This is a genomic window from Streptomyces sp. NPDC060027, from assembly GCF_042737005.1.
In the GTDB taxonomy this organism is placed as follows: Bacteria; Actinomycetota; Actinomycetes; order Streptomycetales; family Streptomycetaceae; genus Streptomyces.
In genome coordinates this window covers 112,775-127,522 of record NZ_JBHWVI010000004.1, presented here as the reverse complement: position 1 = coordinate 127,522, position 14,748 = coordinate 112,775, and the positions used below count along the sequence as shown (strand labels likewise).

Annotated in this window: 9 protein-coding genes and 2 pseudogenes; 7 read left to right on the top strand and 4 right to left on the bottom strand. The window is 70.6% G+C overall.

Features of this window, described 5'->3' with window-relative positions; genetic code table 11:
• Positions 1 to 55: 55 nt before the first annotated feature.
• Together acs and ACFWBT_RS02320 are read right to left on the bottom strand one after the other, a co-directional pair.
• Positions 56 to 2,056: an acetate--CoA ligase gene (gene acs, locus ACFWBT_RS02325; RefSeq protein ID WP_385694776.1), complete on the bottom strand. Its 2,001-nt coding sequence runs from the start codon at positions 2,054 to 2,056 to the stop codon at positions 56 to 58.
• 610 nt (positions 2,057 to 2,666) lie between these two features.
• Positions 2,667 to 5,036: a SulP family inorganic anion transporter gene (locus tag ACFWBT_RS02320; RefSeq protein WP_385694773.1), complete on the bottom strand. Its 2,370-nt coding sequence runs from the start codon at positions 5,034 to 5,036 to the stop codon at positions 2,667 to 2,669.
• A gap of 338 nt (positions 5,037 to 5,374) precedes the next feature.
• Between ACFWBT_RS02320 and ACFWBT_RS02315 the strand changes: the two genes are divergently transcribed.
• Positions 5,375 to 6,652, top strand: coding sequence for a hypothetical protein (locus ACFWBT_RS02315; protein ID WP_385694770.1), 1,278 nt, complete (start codon positions 5,375 to 5,377; stop codon positions 6,650 to 6,652).
• A 59-nt stretch (positions 6,653 to 6,711) separates the two neighbouring features.
• Here ACFWBT_RS02315 and ACFWBT_RS02310 read toward each other — a convergent pair whose 3' ends face one another.
• Entirely contained in the window at positions 6,712 to 7,692 is a 981-nt protein-coding gene (locus tag ACFWBT_RS02310; RefSeq protein WP_385694767.1) for an ATP-binding protein, read from the bottom strand.
• A 101-nt stretch (positions 7,693 to 7,793) separates the two neighbouring features.
• Between ACFWBT_RS02310 and ACFWBT_RS02305 the strand changes: the two genes are divergently transcribed.
• Positions 7,794 to 8,618 (top strand): oxidoreductase, encoded by an 825-nt coding sequence (locus ACFWBT_RS02305; protein ID WP_385694764.1) that lies wholly within the window; start codon positions 7,794 to 7,796, stop codon positions 8,616 to 8,618.
• Between the two features lie 367 nt (positions 8,619 to 8,985).
• Here the strand turns inward: ACFWBT_RS02305 and ACFWBT_RS02300 are convergent, their stop codons facing one another.
• A complete protein-coding gene (locus ACFWBT_RS02300) occupies positions 8,986 to 9,819 on the bottom strand; it encodes an HAD family hydrolase (RefSeq protein WP_385694762.1) in 834 nt (277 codons plus the stop codon).
• 573 nt (positions 9,820 to 10,392) lie between these two features.
• On the opposite strand from ACFWBT_RS02300, the pseudogene ssd reads away from it, so the two are divergent.
• The 5 genes and pseudogenes from ssd to ACFWBT_RS02275 all read left to right on the top strand — a co-directional run.
• Positions 10,393 to 11,397 (top strand): annotated as a pseudogene (gene ssd / locus ACFWBT_RS02295) (septum site-determining protein Ssd); the annotation flags it as partial.
• Positions 11,342 to 11,566: pseudogene (locus ACFWBT_RS02290) on the top strand (hypothetical protein); the annotation flags it as partial. The pseudogenes ssd and ACFWBT_RS02290, both read left to right, overlap by 56 nt.
• Before the next feature lie 88 nt (positions 11,567 to 11,654).
• Complete coding sequence (locus ACFWBT_RS02285) at positions 11,655 to 12,947, top strand: TadA family conjugal transfer-associated ATPase (protein ID WP_385694759.1); 1,293 nt, start codon at positions 11,655 to 11,657, stop codon at positions 12,945 to 12,947.
• A gap of 36 nt (positions 12,948 to 12,983) precedes the next feature.
• On the top strand, positions 12,984 to 13,856 hold the full coding sequence (locus ACFWBT_RS02280; RefSeq protein ID WP_385694757.1) for a type II secretion system F family protein: 873 nt from the start codon (positions 12,984 to 12,986) through the stop codon (positions 13,854 to 13,856).
• Positions 13,853 to 14,635, top strand: a complete 783-nt coding sequence (locus ACFWBT_RS02275) for a type II secretion system F family protein (RefSeq protein WP_385694754.1) — start codon at positions 13,853 to 13,855, stop codon at positions 14,633 to 14,635. The genes ACFWBT_RS02280 and ACFWBT_RS02275 overlap by 4 nt, the downstream gene beginning before the upstream one ends.
• The last annotated feature ends 113 nt before the right edge of the window (positions 14,636 to 14,748 follow it).

Genomic DNA, 14,748 nt, shown 5'->3' with positions numbered 1-14,748 from the left:
GTGGGAGCACCGGGTGCTCCCACACCCCTCAGGGCCGGGCGGGGGTGAGTCCGCGTCAGTCCTCGCTGGGCGCGGCCGGCAGCTTCGCCTGGATCAGGTCCATCACCGTGGAGTCGGTGAGGGTCGTGACGTCGCCGAGCTCGCGGTTCTCGGCCACGTCGCGCAGCAGGCGGCGCATGATCTTCCCCGACCGGGTCTTCGGCAGCTCGGCCACCGGCAGGACCCGCTTCGGCTTGGCGATGGGACCGAGCGTGGTGCCCACGTGGTTGCGCAGGTCCGCCACCAGTCCGGGGTCCTCGGCGGAAGCCGTTCCGCGCAGGATGACGAAGGCCACGATCGCCTGTCCGGTCGTCTCGTCCGCCGCACCCACGACCGCCGCTTCGGCGACCGACGGGTGGGAGACGAGGGCCGACTCGACCTCGGTCGTCGAGATGTTGTGCCCGGACACGAGCATCACGTCGTCGACGCGTCCGAGCAGCCAGATGTCGCCGTCGTCGTCCTTCTTGGCACCGTCCCCGGCGAAGTACTTCCCCTCGAAGCGCGACCAGTACGTGTCGAGGAACCGCTGGTCGTCGCCCCAGATCGTGCGCAGCATCGACGGCCACGGCTCGGTCAGCACGAGGTAACCGCCACCGCCGTCGGGCACCTCGTTCGCCTCGTCGTCGACCACCGTCGCCGCGATGCCGGGCAGGGCCCGCTGCGCCGACCCCGGCTTCGTCTCGGTGACTCCGGGCAGCGGCGAGATCATCATCGCGCCGGTCTCGGTCTGCCACCAGGTGTCGACGATCGGCGTACGGTCCCCGCCGATGTGCTTGCGGTACCAGATCCACGCCTCGGGGTTGATCGGTTCGCCGACCGACCCGAGCACCCGCAGGGACGACAGATCGAACTTCGCGGGGATGTCGTCGCCCCACTTCATGAACGTACGGATGGCCGTGGGCGCCGTGTAGAGGATCGTCACCCCGTACTTCTGGACGATCTCCCAGAACCGGCCTTGGTGCGGCGTGTCCGGCGTGCCCTCGTACATCACCTGCGTCGCGCCGTTCGAGAGCGGTCCGTACGTGATGTACGAGTGCCCGGTGACCCAGCCGATGTCGGCCGTGCACCAGTACACGTCGGTCTCCGGCTTGAGGTCGAAGACGGCGTGGTGGGTGTACGAGGCCTGCGTGAGGTAGCCGCCCGAGGTGTGCAGGATGCCCTTCGGCTTCCCGGTGGTCCCGGAGGTGTAGAGGATGAACAGCGGGTGCTCGGCGTCGAACGCCTCCGGCGTGTGCTCGGCCGACTGCCGTCCGACGATGTCGTGCCACCACACGTCGCGGCCCTCGGTCCAGGCGACGTCCTCGCCGGTACGACGCACGACCAGCACCTTGTCGACCCCGTCGACCCGGCTCACCGCGTCGTCGACGGCCGGCTTCAGCGCGGACGGCTTGCCGCGCCGGTAGCCCCCGTCGGAGGTGATGACCAGCTTGGCGTCGGCGTCCTGGATGCGGGTGGCGATCGCGTCCGCGGAGAATCCGCCGAAGACCACCGAATGCGCGGCGCCGATACGGGCGCAGGCCAGCATCGCGACGACGGCCTCGGGAATCATCGGCAGGTAGATGGCCACCCGGTCGCCCTTGCCGACGCCCAGCTCGGTGAGGGCGTTCGCGGCCCTCGACACCTCGTCCTTGAGCTCGGCGTAGGTGATGGCCCGGCTGTCGCCCGGCTCGCCCTCGAAGTGGATGGCGACGCGGTCGCCGTTCCCGGCCTCGACATGCCGGTCCACGCAGTTGTACGCGACGTTCAGCTTTCCGTCGGCGAACCACTTCGCGAACGGCGGATTCGACCAGTCCAGCGTCTCGGTCGGCTCGATGGCCCAGGTCAGGCGGCGGGCCTGCTCGGCCCAGAAGCCGAGCCTGTCAGCCTTGGCCTGCTCATACGCCTCCGCGGTGACATTGGCGTTCGCCGCCAGGTCGGCGGGCGGCGCGAACCTGCGCTCTTCCTTCAGCAGGTTGGCCAGGCTTTCGTTGCTCACGACATCTCCCTTTCCCAGGGTGTCCGTTGTGTCCCAGGCCACAGCTCATCAGACCGGGGGGCTCGGTGACAAGGCCCGATCCAGAATTGGTTTAGACCTATCCTGTGTCGCCGGCCCGGGCCTTCGGTCCGCGCGGCACGTCCTCGCCCCGCGGCACGGCCCGGCGCCTCTCACGAGAACACACGAAGTCCGCACCCTGGGGCACGTACGCTCCGGCCACCGGGTTCACTTCGACCAGCCCACCGGCGACCACGCGCATCGACCACGCGCATCGACCACGCCCACTGGGTCGGCTGACGCGAGGAACGGAGAGGGGCCGCCGCTCTCACCGCGGAGGCGGGAACCACCACACGCCGAACACTTCTCCCTGCCCCGCACCGGATACTTCTTCCCCTGCCGGCCGAGATTTCCCCGCCCCCGCCCCCGCCCCCTCCCCGCCCCTCCCGCATCCCGTTTCGCGACCGGGCGCGTCGATGATCCCCTTGCCGTAGCCGCCGTAGCCGCCGTAGCCGCCGTAGCCGCCGTAGCCGCCGTAGCCGCCGTAGCCGCCGTAGCCGCCGTAGCCGCCGTAGCCGGTGGGGGCCGGAGCATCGAGAGCGGGGTTGTACGTGGTGCGCGGCCCTGCCGACCCGGGCCGCGCACCACCGCCCGATCACGCCGGATGCCGCAGATCCTCCGCCGCGCCCACATGATCGAACAGCTCGGCCCCGTCGGCGTCGGTCAGCAGATACGCCTGGGCCTCACCCACGTGGAAGTACATTCCGTGCAGCTCGAGCATGCCCTCCCGCAGGGCCCGCGCCACGGACTCGTGCGCCCGCAGGTGCTCCAACTGCTGCACCACATTGGTCAGACAGAGCTGCTCCACCGTGTCGGCGGGCGCCCGTCCGGCGAGCCGCGCCCACGGCCTGTCCTTGGCGGCCATCCGGTCCAGGCTCGGCTGCCCGTGCCGCAGCCACCGCTTGAGCGGCGTGAGCGCCCCTCCGGGCTCCGAGGCCAGCAGGGCCTGCATGGCTCCGCACCCGGAGTGCCCGCACACCGTGATGGACCGCACCTTCAGCACGTCCACCGCGTACTCGATGGCCGCGGCCACCGAGTCGTCCCCGCTCTCCTCTCCGGGCATCGGCACGAGGTTGCCCACATTCCGTACGACGAACAGGTCTCCCGGACCACTGGAGGTGATCATCGAGGTGACGAGCCGGGAGTCCGCACAGGTCAGGAACAGCTGGGACGGACGTTGCCCCTCCCGTGCGAGCCGGGCCAGCTCATCGCGCACCAGGGGTGCGGTGTTGCGCTGGAACGCGCTGATACCGCGCGCCAGTTGGTGCCCGCTCGGTCTGGCCTCGCCGGTCCCCTCGTCCTGCCCGGCCGAAGGGTCGTTCGAGGAAGCGGACTCCGGGACGGCGGAGGCCTCGCACTGATGGTTCCGCCAGGGCGTCCAGGGCCGGCAGCGGCAGTGCGTGGAATTCGCCGGCTCGGCGATCCGCTGTCCGGTCCGGCCGGTGAGCTCGACCGTGCCGCCCTGGGCGGTGTGCGTGCTCTGCCAGTCGTGCAGCGACTCGTACGCGGCGTGGTCCATGAACGAGCCGTCCAACTCCACGACGGTGTCCGCCCCTCGGGGCACCAGATGCAGGGCGCGGCTGAGTCGAGGCACCGCGAGGAACGTCAACTGCCCTCGTACATGTACGTGATGGACTCCTTCCTTCTCGTCGTGGGTGATCCGGGTGCGTCCGAGACGGTGCAGGGCGACGCCGACGGCCACGGAGACCCCCAGCGCCACGCCCTCGAGAACTCCGAGGAACACGACGCCGAACGTGGTGACGGCGTACACCAGCACTTCGCGGTGGCGGGTGACCGTGCGGATGTGGTGCAGGGACACCATCTGGATGCCGACGGCCATCACCAGGGCGGCGAGCGATGCGAGGGGGATCAGCTCCAGGATCGGGACCATCAGCAGCGCGGCAACTACTACGAAAACGCCATGCAGCATCGTGGAGTTCCGGCTGATGGCACCTGCTTGCACATTCGCGGAACTGCGCACCGCGACGCCGGCGACCGGCAGTCCGCCGAGCGCGCCGGACACGACATTGGCGGCGCCCTGCCCGAGCAGTTCCCGGTCGAGTCGGGAACGGCCCACGTGTGCCTGGAGTTCCGGGCGGCTGCTTACCAGCTTGTCCACCGCGACGGCGCCGAGCAGCGACTGCACGCTGCACACCAGCGTCACGGTGAGGACGGCGGCGACGATGCCGAGCACCGGGCCTTCGGGCAGCCCGGCCAGCGCGTGGCTGCTCCAGGACGGCAGGTCGACTCGGGGCAGCGTCAGCCCGGCGAGGGAGGCGGTCGCGGTGGCTCCGGCGACGGCGACCAGTGCGGCGGGGACCTTGCGCAGCATGTGTCCGGTGCGCCCGGGGATACGCGGCCATGCGAACAGCAGCGCCAGTGTCAGCGCGCTCATCGACACCGCCGCGGGGTGCATGCCTGCCACCTGGTCCGGCAGCGCGACGAGGTTGTCCAGGACGGAGCTCTGCGGGATGCCGCCCAGCACGATGTGCAGCTGGGCGACGGCGATGGTCACGCCGATTCCGGCGAGCATGCCGTGCACGATCGCGGGGCTGACGGCCAGGGCCGTGCGGGCCACGCGCAGGCAGCCGAGGCCCAGTTGGGTGATTCCGGCGAGCACGGTGATGGCGCAGGTCGCGCGCCAGCCGTAGTGGTGGATGAGCTCGGCCGTGACGACCGTGAGCCCGGCGGCGGGTCCGCTCACCTGGAGCGGTGAGCCGCCGAGGCGTCCCACGACGAGTCCGCCGACGGCTGCGGCGACGAGGCCGGCCTGGAGCGGCGCGCCGGTGGCGAGGGCGATGCCGAGGGACAGCGGCAGGGCGATCAGGAAGACGGCGATCGAGGCCGACAGATCCGCGCCCGCGATACGGAAGCGGCGGGGCGGGGTCGGCGGGGGGCTGTGGGGTGGGTGGACGTGCGCGGGCCGAGTCGAATCGGCGGCGCGGGTGGGGACGCAGGCAGACATGGTTCCCGTCTCCTCCGGGGCAGCGCGGTCGCGGAACAGGTGGTCCCCCGTCCATATCGGCGGGGGGCGGGTCGCGGCCGTGGGTCACGGCGTGCAGCGGCGGGATTTTCAACGCTCGGTAAACGGATCGTAATGCAGAGTAAAGGGCTCATGCCGAATATAGGAGCAAATGGGGCATCGAATCACTCCTTGGGGTGAGGTGGGCTTTTGATCGGCTTGTCGTATTTATTACTTCTCGGTCCCGTGAAACCTTGACGGCGCTGTCGGTACATAGCTGTACATAACCGCGATAGCGCCCTGATCGGCGTTGACCCGACCGAGAAAGAGGAGGGCGGAAGATGGCCGCCACCCAGAGGATCGCCGCGGGTGTAGCACTCGCCGCGGCCTGCGCCACGGCGCTCGCCGGTTGCGCGGGCGGTACCACCGCTGCCCAGGAAGGCGCGGCGCACGGTGCGAAGAAGGCCGCGGGGGCCCCCGCGGCACCCAAGGCCGCGGTCCGTCTGATCGGTGACGGTTCCACCTCGTACACCGGGGCGCAGCCGCATCTGCCCCGGCCCGAACGGCTCAAGCCCGGTCAGAAGCCCCCGCAGTTCGTGGTCTTCTCCTGGGACGGCGCCGGCGAGGACAGCCAGAAGCTCTTCTCCCACTTCCGGAAGCTCTCCAAGGCCAACAAGGCGACGATGACGTACTTCCTGAGCGGCGTGTACATGCTGCCGGAGGACAAGCGCGACCTGTACCGGCCGCCGCAGCACTCGCCCGGCAGCTCGGAGATCGGCTTCAACGATGAGCAGGGCATCCAGGACACAGTGAAGCAACTGCGCGGCGCGTGGCTCGAGGGCAACGAGATCGGTACGCACTTCAACGGCCACTTCTGCGGTACGGAGGGCGGGGTCGGCCAGTGGTCGGTCGCGGACTGGAAGAGCGAGATCGCCCAGGCGAAGTCGTTCGTGAAGTCCTGGAAGACCAACGCGGGCCTGACGGGGGCGGCATCACTGCCCTTCGACTACGACAAGGAACTCATCGGTGCCCGCACCCCCTGTCTGGAGGGCCGGCAGAACTTCATGAAGGCGGCCCACGAACTGGGCTTCCGCTACGACACCAGCGGCGTCAACGACCAGCTCTGGCCGAAGAAGGAGAGGGGTATGTGGGACCTGTCGATGCAGCTCGTGCCCTTCCCCGGGCACTCCTATGAGCAGCTCACCATGGACTACAACTTCATGGTCAACCAGTCGGGCACCCTCACCCAGGGCGACCCCGGCAAGCAGCGGTTCTGGGGGGACCAGATGCGTGACGGCCTGCTCAGGGGCTTCGACCGCGCCTACGACGGCAACCGCGCTCCCCTGATCATCGGGAACCACTTCGAGTCCTGGAACGGCGGCAACTACATGCGTGCCGTCGACGAGGTCGTCGAACGCGTCTGCACCAAGGCCGACGTGCGCTGTGTCTCCTTCAGACAGCTCGCCGACTGGCTCGACGTCCAGGACCCGGGCACCCTCGCCAAGCTCCGCGGCCTCCAGGTCGGTGAGGCGCCGAAGCAGGGCTGGGCGTCCTTCCTCTCGGGCCGCCCGGCCCCCGCCCCGAAGGGCGTCCCCGGGGCGCCGACGGCCAAGCCGTAGCGGTGCCCCGGGCCGGCCTGTCGCTCAGGCCGTAGTGATGCTTCGGGCCGGCCGGCCGCTCACGCCGCTGCCATCGGACTCTCGCCGAGTACGAAACCGGGGTCGATCTGTTCCGCGAGGTCCGCCCCGGTCTTGGCGTTGCCCCAACTGGTGGCGTTCTTCAGGTGGAACTGCACCATCTGGCTCGTGTACCGCTCCCAGTCGCGCCGTTCGTACGTGGCGTCGGCGGCGGTCCGCAAGGCGTGCAGCGAACGCCGGTTGGCCTCCTCCAGGAGCTCGAACCGGGGCGGCCGGCCCTTCTCCATGGCGCGCACCCAGTCCGAGTGCCCGACCGTGACCAGGAGGTCGTCACCGACCTCCGCTCGCAAGAAGTCGATGTCGTCCTGGCCCTGCACCTTGTTGCCGACGACCTTCAGGGCGACGCCGAAGTCGCGGGCGTACTCCTTGTACTGGCGATAGACGGAGACTCCCTTCCGTGTCGGCTCGGCGACGAGGAACGTGATGTCGAAGCGGGTGAACAAGCCGGACGCGAAGGAATCGGAACCCGCCGTCATGTCGACGACGACGTACTCGCTCAGGCCGTCGACGAGATGGTTCAGGCAGAGCTCCACCGCACCGGTCTTGGAGTGGTAGCAAGCCACTCCAAGATCGGCCTCGGTGAACGGGCCGGTGACCATCAAACGGACGGCGCCGCCGTCGAGTTCCACCGGCCGGGCGCAGGCGTCGTACACCGGATTGGCCTCATCGACGCGCAGCAGTCGTGAGCCCGTACCGGGCGGGGTCGTCTTGATCATCGTCTCGGCGGACGTGATGCGTGGATTGGAACCGCGGAGGTAGTCCTTGATGAGCGGCAGCCGCTCGCCCATGGCGGGCAGCGCGGCGGCCTCCGTCTCCTCGAGCCCGAGCGCGGCCCCCAGGTGCTGGTTGATGTCGGCGTCCATGGCGACGACCGGCGCCCTTGAGGCGGCGAGGTGGCGGATGAAGAGCGACGACAGTGTGGTCTTGCCGCTGCCGCCCTTCCCAACGAAAGCAATTTTCATGTTCACCAAGGGTAGTGCGACCGTAGCTCCGGGTGCTCGCGGCGCGTGAAGAAGACCACTCCTTCGTGGGGTGCGGTCTCTGGGTGCGTAATGTCGTACTCATGAGTACGACAGGTGCGACCGCCGACCCGCTCGCGGTCCTGGGTTCGCTTCCCGGGGTGGCCGAATCCGTGGAATCCGTCCGCAAGGCCGTGGACCGGGTCTACGGGCACCGGATCATGCGGCGTCGCGGCAACGAGATCACGTCCGAGGCGGCGCTGCGCGGGGCCCGGGGTTCCGCAGCGCTGTCCGGTGCGGACTGGGCCCTCGAAGAGGTGCGCCGGCGTACCGACTTCAGCGCGGACGACGAGGGCCGCACGGTCGGCGCCGCCCTGCGGCTGACCTCGGAGGCGGGCCAGCTCCTGTCCATCTGGCGGCAGTCCCCCCTGCGTGTGCTGGCCAGGCTTCACCTGGTGGCGGCGGCCGATCAGAGCGACGAGGTCGGCCGGCCGCGGCAGAACGGGGAGCAGGTGGACGAGCCTCTGGTGGAGCTGCCGCTGCCCGACGCGAACGAGGTCGCCGGTCGTCTGGAAGGCCTTTCGCAGCTCATCATCGCGGGCGGCTCGGCCCCCGCCCTGGTCACGGCGGCCGTCGTCCACGGCGAACTGATCGCCCTGCGCCCCTTCACCTCCCACAACGGCCTGGTCGCGCGCGCGGCGGAACGCATCGTCCTGATCGGCAGCGGCCTGGACCCGAAGTCCATCTGCCCGGCGGAGGTCGGTCACGCGGAACTCGGCCGTGCGGCCTACCTCGCGGCACTGGACGGCTACGTCTCCGGAACCCCGGACGGCATGGCCGCCTGGATCGCCCACTGCGGCAGGGCTGTCGAGCTGGGTGTCAGGGAGTCCGCCGCGGTCTGCGAGGCGCTCCAGCGCGGCGCCGCGTAGCGGGCGCCCGACTCCCCGGAAAAGGGTTGCGGCGGTACGAGTTCTCGTACCGCCGCTGGCACGTTCACCGGGTTACCAGGCGTCCTCGATATTTGCCCATCAGGTCGGGAACTTCTGCCCGTTACCTGGTGCGGCTGGCCCGTAATCGACGGGTCGACGTCGCGTGGGTGCTCGATGTTCATGCTCGGTCCGTGGGGCCGGGTTGCGTTTGAAGGTGATCCTCTCGGATGTCCTTGGTCTCGCGGGCCGTTAAACCCTTTGTACTCCAGGTCCGGAGGAAGCGGAACCCCTGGCCGCACTTCTTTACTTTTAGGTTCAAAAGGGTGAGTAATGGACCTTAATATGCCGCACGCATACGCGTGACGGCTCACGCGACCGAAGCGCGACGTCGACTGGCGTACCAGACGAGCCCTGCCGTGGCCGCCGCCGCTCCTATCGCGGCCGCCGCGACCAGTGCGGGCCGGGGAGGTACGGACAGGGCGGGCAGCCGCTGCTTCAGCCGGACCGGACGGTGGAAGTTCAGGATGGGCCACGCGCGGGCGACCGCCTCGCGGCGCAGTGTGCGGTCCGGATTCACCGCGTGCGGATGCCCGACGGACTCCAGCATCGGCAGATCGGTCGCCGAGTCGCTGTAGGCGTAGCAGCGGGGGAGGTCGTAGCCCTCGGACGAGGCCAGCTCCTTGATCGCCTCGGCCTTCGTCGGCCCATAGGCGTAGTACTCCACCTCGCCGGTGAAGCAGCCGTCCTCGCCGACGACCAGGCGGGTCGCCACCACGCGGTCCGCGCCGAGCAGTTCGCCGATCGGCTCGACCACCTCGGCACCCGACGTGGACACGATCACGACGTCGCGGCCGGCCTTGTGGTGCTGCTCGATGAGCGACGCGGCCTCGTCGTAGATGATCGGGTCGATGAGGTCGTGCAGGGTCTCGGCGACGATCTCCTTGACCTGCTGGACGTTCCAGCCGCGGCACATCGCGGACAGGTACTTGCGCATCCGCTCCATCTGGTCGTGGTCGGCGCCACCCGCCAGGAACACGAACTGGATGTATGCAGTGCGCAAGGCCGCCCTGCGGTTGATCAGCCCGCCTTGGTAGAACGACTTGCTGAAGGTGAGCGTGCTCGACTTCGCAATGACCGTCTTGTCCAGGTCAAAGAAGGCTGCTGTACGAGGCAAGGAGTGGTTTTCCACGAGGTTGAGCATAGGGCCCACCATTCGGCGTAAGGTGAGGCGCGTGGGTTTGCCTGAGAGGGCTCTCGGGTACACCATGGAAGTCACGGATCGTTCGCGACCGTGCTAACCCGGTCCGACTCCTCCCCCCCCGAGTCGGCCGTGGGGACGACCCCCGCTCTCCCCCCCGGCGGGGGTCGTCGCATGTCCGGATGGGTTTTCCCCTCTTCTGCGCGGCCCCGGAGCCGTCTCGGCACCGTTGATTCCCGCCCTCTTCGCGCACCCGCGATTCGTCACTGTGTGTAGCCGCTGGGATGCTCTGTGGAAGTCGTTGAGCGCTCACCGATATGGGTGAAGGCGATATTCACAGCCGCTGAGTTGTCCACAGTTTTCGACCAAGATCCACACGATTTCCGGGATCGCTGCACGGTGATTCCCACGCGCCCCGTTCGCGGCCAGTTCATGGCCGGTTCCGTTTGTCGGAGGCGTTTGGCCGGTTCGTATCGGCCGTTCGTATGGAGGCCGCTTGCCGGATCTCCACACGAACGGGAATCGCGGGGGTCCTGAAGGCCCCCGCGCAGGAAGCAGTGAAGGGGGCTGGAGATCGTGGCAGGAGCCATCACCCATGACCGGCCGCCCACCGCCGAGGGGCGGCAGGGCGGACCATTGATCGTCACCGAGGACGCCGACCTCCTGGACGACCTGCTGCGGCTGTGCGCGGCGGCGGGAGCACGCCCCGAGGTCCACCACGGGATTCCGGAACGCAGGGGCAGCTGGGAGGCGGCACCCCTCGTCCTCGTCGGAGACGACGCCGCACCGCGTGTGCGGGGGGCCGCGCGGAGAAGGGGAGTGGTGCTGGTCGGCCGGGATCAGGACGATTCCGGAGTCTGGCGGCGCGCTGTCGAGATCGGCGCCGACCACGTCCTTGTGCTGCCGGACGGCGAGCAATGGCTTGTCGACCGCATCGCCGACGTGGCCGAAGGAGTCGGCCGGCCCGCCCTCACCGTCGGCGTGCTCGGCGGCCGCGGCGGGGCCGGGGCCTCCACGCTGGCTTGCGCGCTCGCCCTCACCTCGGCGCGTGAGGGGAAGCGCACCCTGCTCGTGGACGCGGACCCTCTCGGTGGCGGACTCGACGTACTCCTGGGCGGAGAGGCTTCCGAGGGCCTGCGCTGGCCGGCGTTCGCCGCATCCCGCGGCAGGGTCGGCGGCGGCGCGCTGGAGGAGTCCCTGCCGGAACTGCACGCGCTGCGGGTCCTGAGCTGGGACCGGAGCGACGCGGTCACCATTCCTCCGCAGGCGGTACGTGCGGTGCTGGCCGCCGCCAGACGGCGAGGGGGCGCGGTGATCGTCGACCTGCCCCGCCGCATCGACGAGGGTGTCGCCGAGATCCTCGCCCAGCTCGATATGGGGTTGGTGGTGGTCCCGGCCGACCTGCGCTCCATCGCGGCGGCCGGGCGGGTGGCGTCCGCGGTCGGCATGGTCCTGCGCGATCTCCGGGTCGCGGTGCGGGGCCCTTACGCACCGGGCCTCGACGACCGCGAGGTCGCCCGCCTGCTCGACCTGCCCTTGGTGGGCGAAGTGCCCGCCGAACCTTTCCCGTTGGACGGTGGGCCGCCTCCGGGGAGCATGCCGAGGGGACCTCTGGCCCGGTTCTGCACGGCCTTCTGGCAGCGGGTTCCGGTCGAAGGAGGGGGCGTATGAACAGGCACGCGGCCACGGGTACAGACCCCGCCGGGACACTCGGCAGGTGGCCGGGACCGAGGCCTCAGGCCACACATGAGGGCTCCTCGTACGGGTGGACGGAGGCGCGGGACGGGCCCAGGCGCTACCTCTCCCGCCGGACGGACGCTCGGGACGGCCCAGAAGGCATGCCCGGAGGTGCGGAGGCGTGGGACGGGCCCGGCGTCGGGGCGGACGGACGTGCGGGGCTGTTGGACGGCGTGCGCCAATGGCTGGCGGAGAGCGGCTCCGAGCCGACCCCCGCGCGCGTGGCGCAGGCGCTGCGCGAACAGGGGCGGGTCCTCGGGGACACCGAAGTCCTCGGCGCGGCCGAGCGGTTGCGCTCCGAGCTGGTCGGCAGCGGCCCGCTGGAACCGCTGCTCGCCGACCCGTCGGTGACCGATGTGCTGGTGTCGGCGCCCGACCGGGTGTGGGTCGACCGGGGCGGCGGCCTGGAGCTGACCGCCGTGACCTTTCCGGACGCGGCAGCCGTACGACGTCTCGCGCAACGCCTCGCTGCCGTGGCCGGCAGAAGGCTCGACGACGCCCGCCCCTGGGTGGACGCCCGGCTGCCGGACGGGACACGACTGCACGCGGTGCTGCCACCGGTCGCCGTCGGCTCCACCTGCCTCTCCCTGCGTGTCGTACGGCCGCGCGCGTTCACCCTCGACGAGCTGGTGGCGGCAGGGACGGTGCCGCCCGGCGGCGACCGGGTGCTCAGAGCGCTGTTGGACGCCCGGTTGTCCTTCCTCATCAGCGGGGGCACGGGCTCCGGGAAGACGACCTTGCTGAGCGCGTTGCTGGGGCTGGTGGGTCCCGGGGAGCGGATCGTGCTCGCCGAGGACTCGGCGGAGCTGCGGCCCGACCATCCGCATGTGGTGCGTCTGGAAGGGAGGCCGGCCAACCAGGAGGGCGTCGGACTCGTCGCGCTCCACGATCTCGTCCGGCAGGCCCTGCGGATGAGACCGGACCGGCTGGTGGTCGGCGAGGTGCGCGGTCCCGAGGTCGTCTCGTTGCTGGCCGCTCTGAATACCGGCCATGAGGGCGGCTCCGGCACGGTCCACGCGAACGCGGCGGCGCAGGTCCCGGCCAGGCTGGAGGCCCTGGGCACTGCGGCCGGGCTCGACCGGGCGGCCCTGCACAGCCAGTTGGCGGCGGCGCTGTCCGTGGTCCTGCATCTCGTGCGGGACCGGACCGGACGGCGCCGGATCGCCGAGGTGCACGTGCTGGAACGCGATACGTCGGGGCTGGTGGTGACGGTGCCGGCGCTGCGGTGGGGCGAGGACGCCTTCGCGTACGAGCGGGGATGGGAGCGGCTGCGGGGGCTGCTCCGGGACGGGAGCGACGGAGGTCCCGGGCCGATTCGGTCCGGGACGGAGGAAGTTCCTCGGCACAGGCGGAGTGCAACGAGTCCCTCGGATGGAAGGACGCCAGGGACGTGACGGGGTTCGGGCGGCGGAATACGAACGGGGAGCGGAATGGGGATCGGTGAGATGGCGGACGCGCCCGCGGGGGCGGCCATGGCGTGTGCCGGGATCGCGGCCTGGCTGATCGGCGGGCGGGACTCGGGGGCACGCAGAGCGAGACTGCTACTCGCCTGTGGCGGGGTGACGACGGGGCCGCCGCGATGGGAACGGGTCCTTGCCGACTGGCGGCGATTGCGCGGGCGGATGCGGCCCGAACTCTGGTCTCTGGTGGCGGGATCGGTGATCGCGGTGCTGGGCGCCTCGGTATTGCCGCTTCTCCTCGGGGCGGCCGGAGTGCCACTGCTGGGGAGGGTACGGCGGGCGGGAGAGGCCCGGCGGGAGAGGGAGCGGCGCGGCGACACGGTGATCGCCCTGTGCGGTGCCATCGCCGGCGAGGTGCGGGCCGGACGTCAGCCCGGCGAGGCGCTGCTCGGAGCCGTGCGTGACTCGGACGGACTCGGTGACGCGCAGCCGGTGGTGCTGGCCGCGGCGCGGTTCGGCGGGGACGTGCCGGGTGCGCTCACCGAGGCGGCACGGCAACCCGGCGCCGACGGTCTGGTGGGGCTCGCCGCGTGCTGGCGCGTGGCCGTGGACCGGGGTGCGGGACTCGCGGCCGGACTGGACAGGCTGGAAGGCGCGCTGCGCGCCGAGCGCGATCAAAGAGCGGACATGCGTGCCCAGTTGGCCGGGTCGCGCTCGACGGCCTCGATGCTCGCGGGCCTGCCGGTCCTCGGCCTGCTGCTCGGCACCGCGCTCGGTGCGGACCCGCTGCACGTGCTGTTGCACACCGCTCCCGGGCTGGGCTGTCTGCTGGTCGGCGGTGTGCTGGAGGGCGTGGGGTTGTGGTGGGCCCTGAGGATCGTCCGAGGGGCGGAGACGGTATGAGCGCGGAAGTTGTCCACAGGCTGGGGGTAGTGGTGTGCGGAGTGCTCCTGGTCGGCTCGTCGGCCCGTTGGCTCGGGTCGGTGCGGCGCGAGAGGAGAGCACGCAGGCGGCTGGTCGAGTTGCTGTGCCTGAAGACGGCGCCGTCGCCGAGACGCCACGACGTACGGGGCTACGGCCGACGATGGCTGCCCGTGCTGGGCGTGGTGTGCGCAGGCTGGGTCCTGATCGGAGGTCTTCCCGGGATTCTGGTGGGGCTGGCGGCCGGATTCGGGGTCCGGCGGTGGCGTCGGCGGCGGAATCCGGCGCCGCTGGAGGAGTACGACAGGGTGCGGGCCGCTCGCCAACTACCGCTCGCTGCCGACTTGGTGGCCGCCTGCATCGCGGCGGGGGCGAGCCCTGTGACGGCGGCACAGGCCGTCGGCGAGGCCCTGGGCGGGCCGGTGGGCGAACGGCTGGCTCGGGGTGCGGCGGAGGTGCGGCTCGGGGGTGAGCCGGTCGATGCGTGGCGGAGTTTGGCGTCGATTCCGGGTGCCCACGGGTTGGCGCGCCTGCTGGAGCGGGCGGGCGAGTCGGGCGTACCGGCGGCTGTGCCGGTCGGCCGGCTCGCGGCGGAGGCCCGAGCCGAGTGGGGACGCACCGCGACGGCGCGGGCACGCCGGGCGGCCGTCATGGTCACCGCGCCTGTGGGGCTGTGTTTTCTGCCCGCTTTCCTCGCGATCGGCGTGCTGCCCGTGGTGATCGGGCTGGCCGGCGGGTTGCTGCGAGGGGGTGGTGGGTGACGAGCGGCAGGTGCGGCGAGCGGTGAATGGCGAGTGGACGAAATGGCCGACAGGCCTGGACCTTACGGGGGTTGAAATGCGCAGGACGGTACGAGTTCTCGGACAAGGACGAA

Bases quoted from the DNA above. Each gene is read 5' to 3' on its own strand.
- ACFWBT_RS02285 (WP_385694759.1), top strand. From the start codon at position 11,655: ATGCCCGGAGGTGCGGAGGCGTGGGACGGGCCCGGCGTCGGGGCGGAC.
- ACFWBT_RS02305 (WP_385694764.1), top strand. From the start codon at position 7,794: ATGAGTACGACAGGTGCGACCGCCGACCCGCTCGCGGTCCTGGGTTCG.
- ACFWBT_RS02300 (WP_385694762.1), bottom strand. From the start codon at position 9,819: ATGCTCAACCTCGTGGAAAACCACTCCTTGCCTCGTACAGCAGCCTTC.
- ACFWBT_RS02275 (WP_385694754.1), top strand. From the start codon at position 13,853: ATGAGCGCGGAAGTTGTCCACAGGCTGGGGGTAGTGGTGTGCGGAGTG.
- ACFWBT_RS02310 (WP_385694767.1), bottom strand. From the start codon at position 7,692: ATGAAAATTGCTTTCGTTGGGAAGGGCGGCAGCGGCAAGACCACACTG.
- ACFWBT_RS02280 (WP_385694757.1), top strand. From the start codon at position 12,984: ATGGGGATCGGTGAGATGGCGGACGCGCCCGCGGGGGCGGCCATGGCG.
- ACFWBT_RS02315 (WP_385694770.1), top strand. From the start codon at position 5,375: ATGGCCGCCACCCAGAGGATCGCCGCGGGTGTAGCACTCGCCGCGGCC.
- ACFWBT_RS02320 (WP_385694773.1), bottom strand. From the start codon at position 5,036: ATGTCTGCCTGCGTCCCCACCCGCGCCGCCGATTCGACTCGGCCCGCG.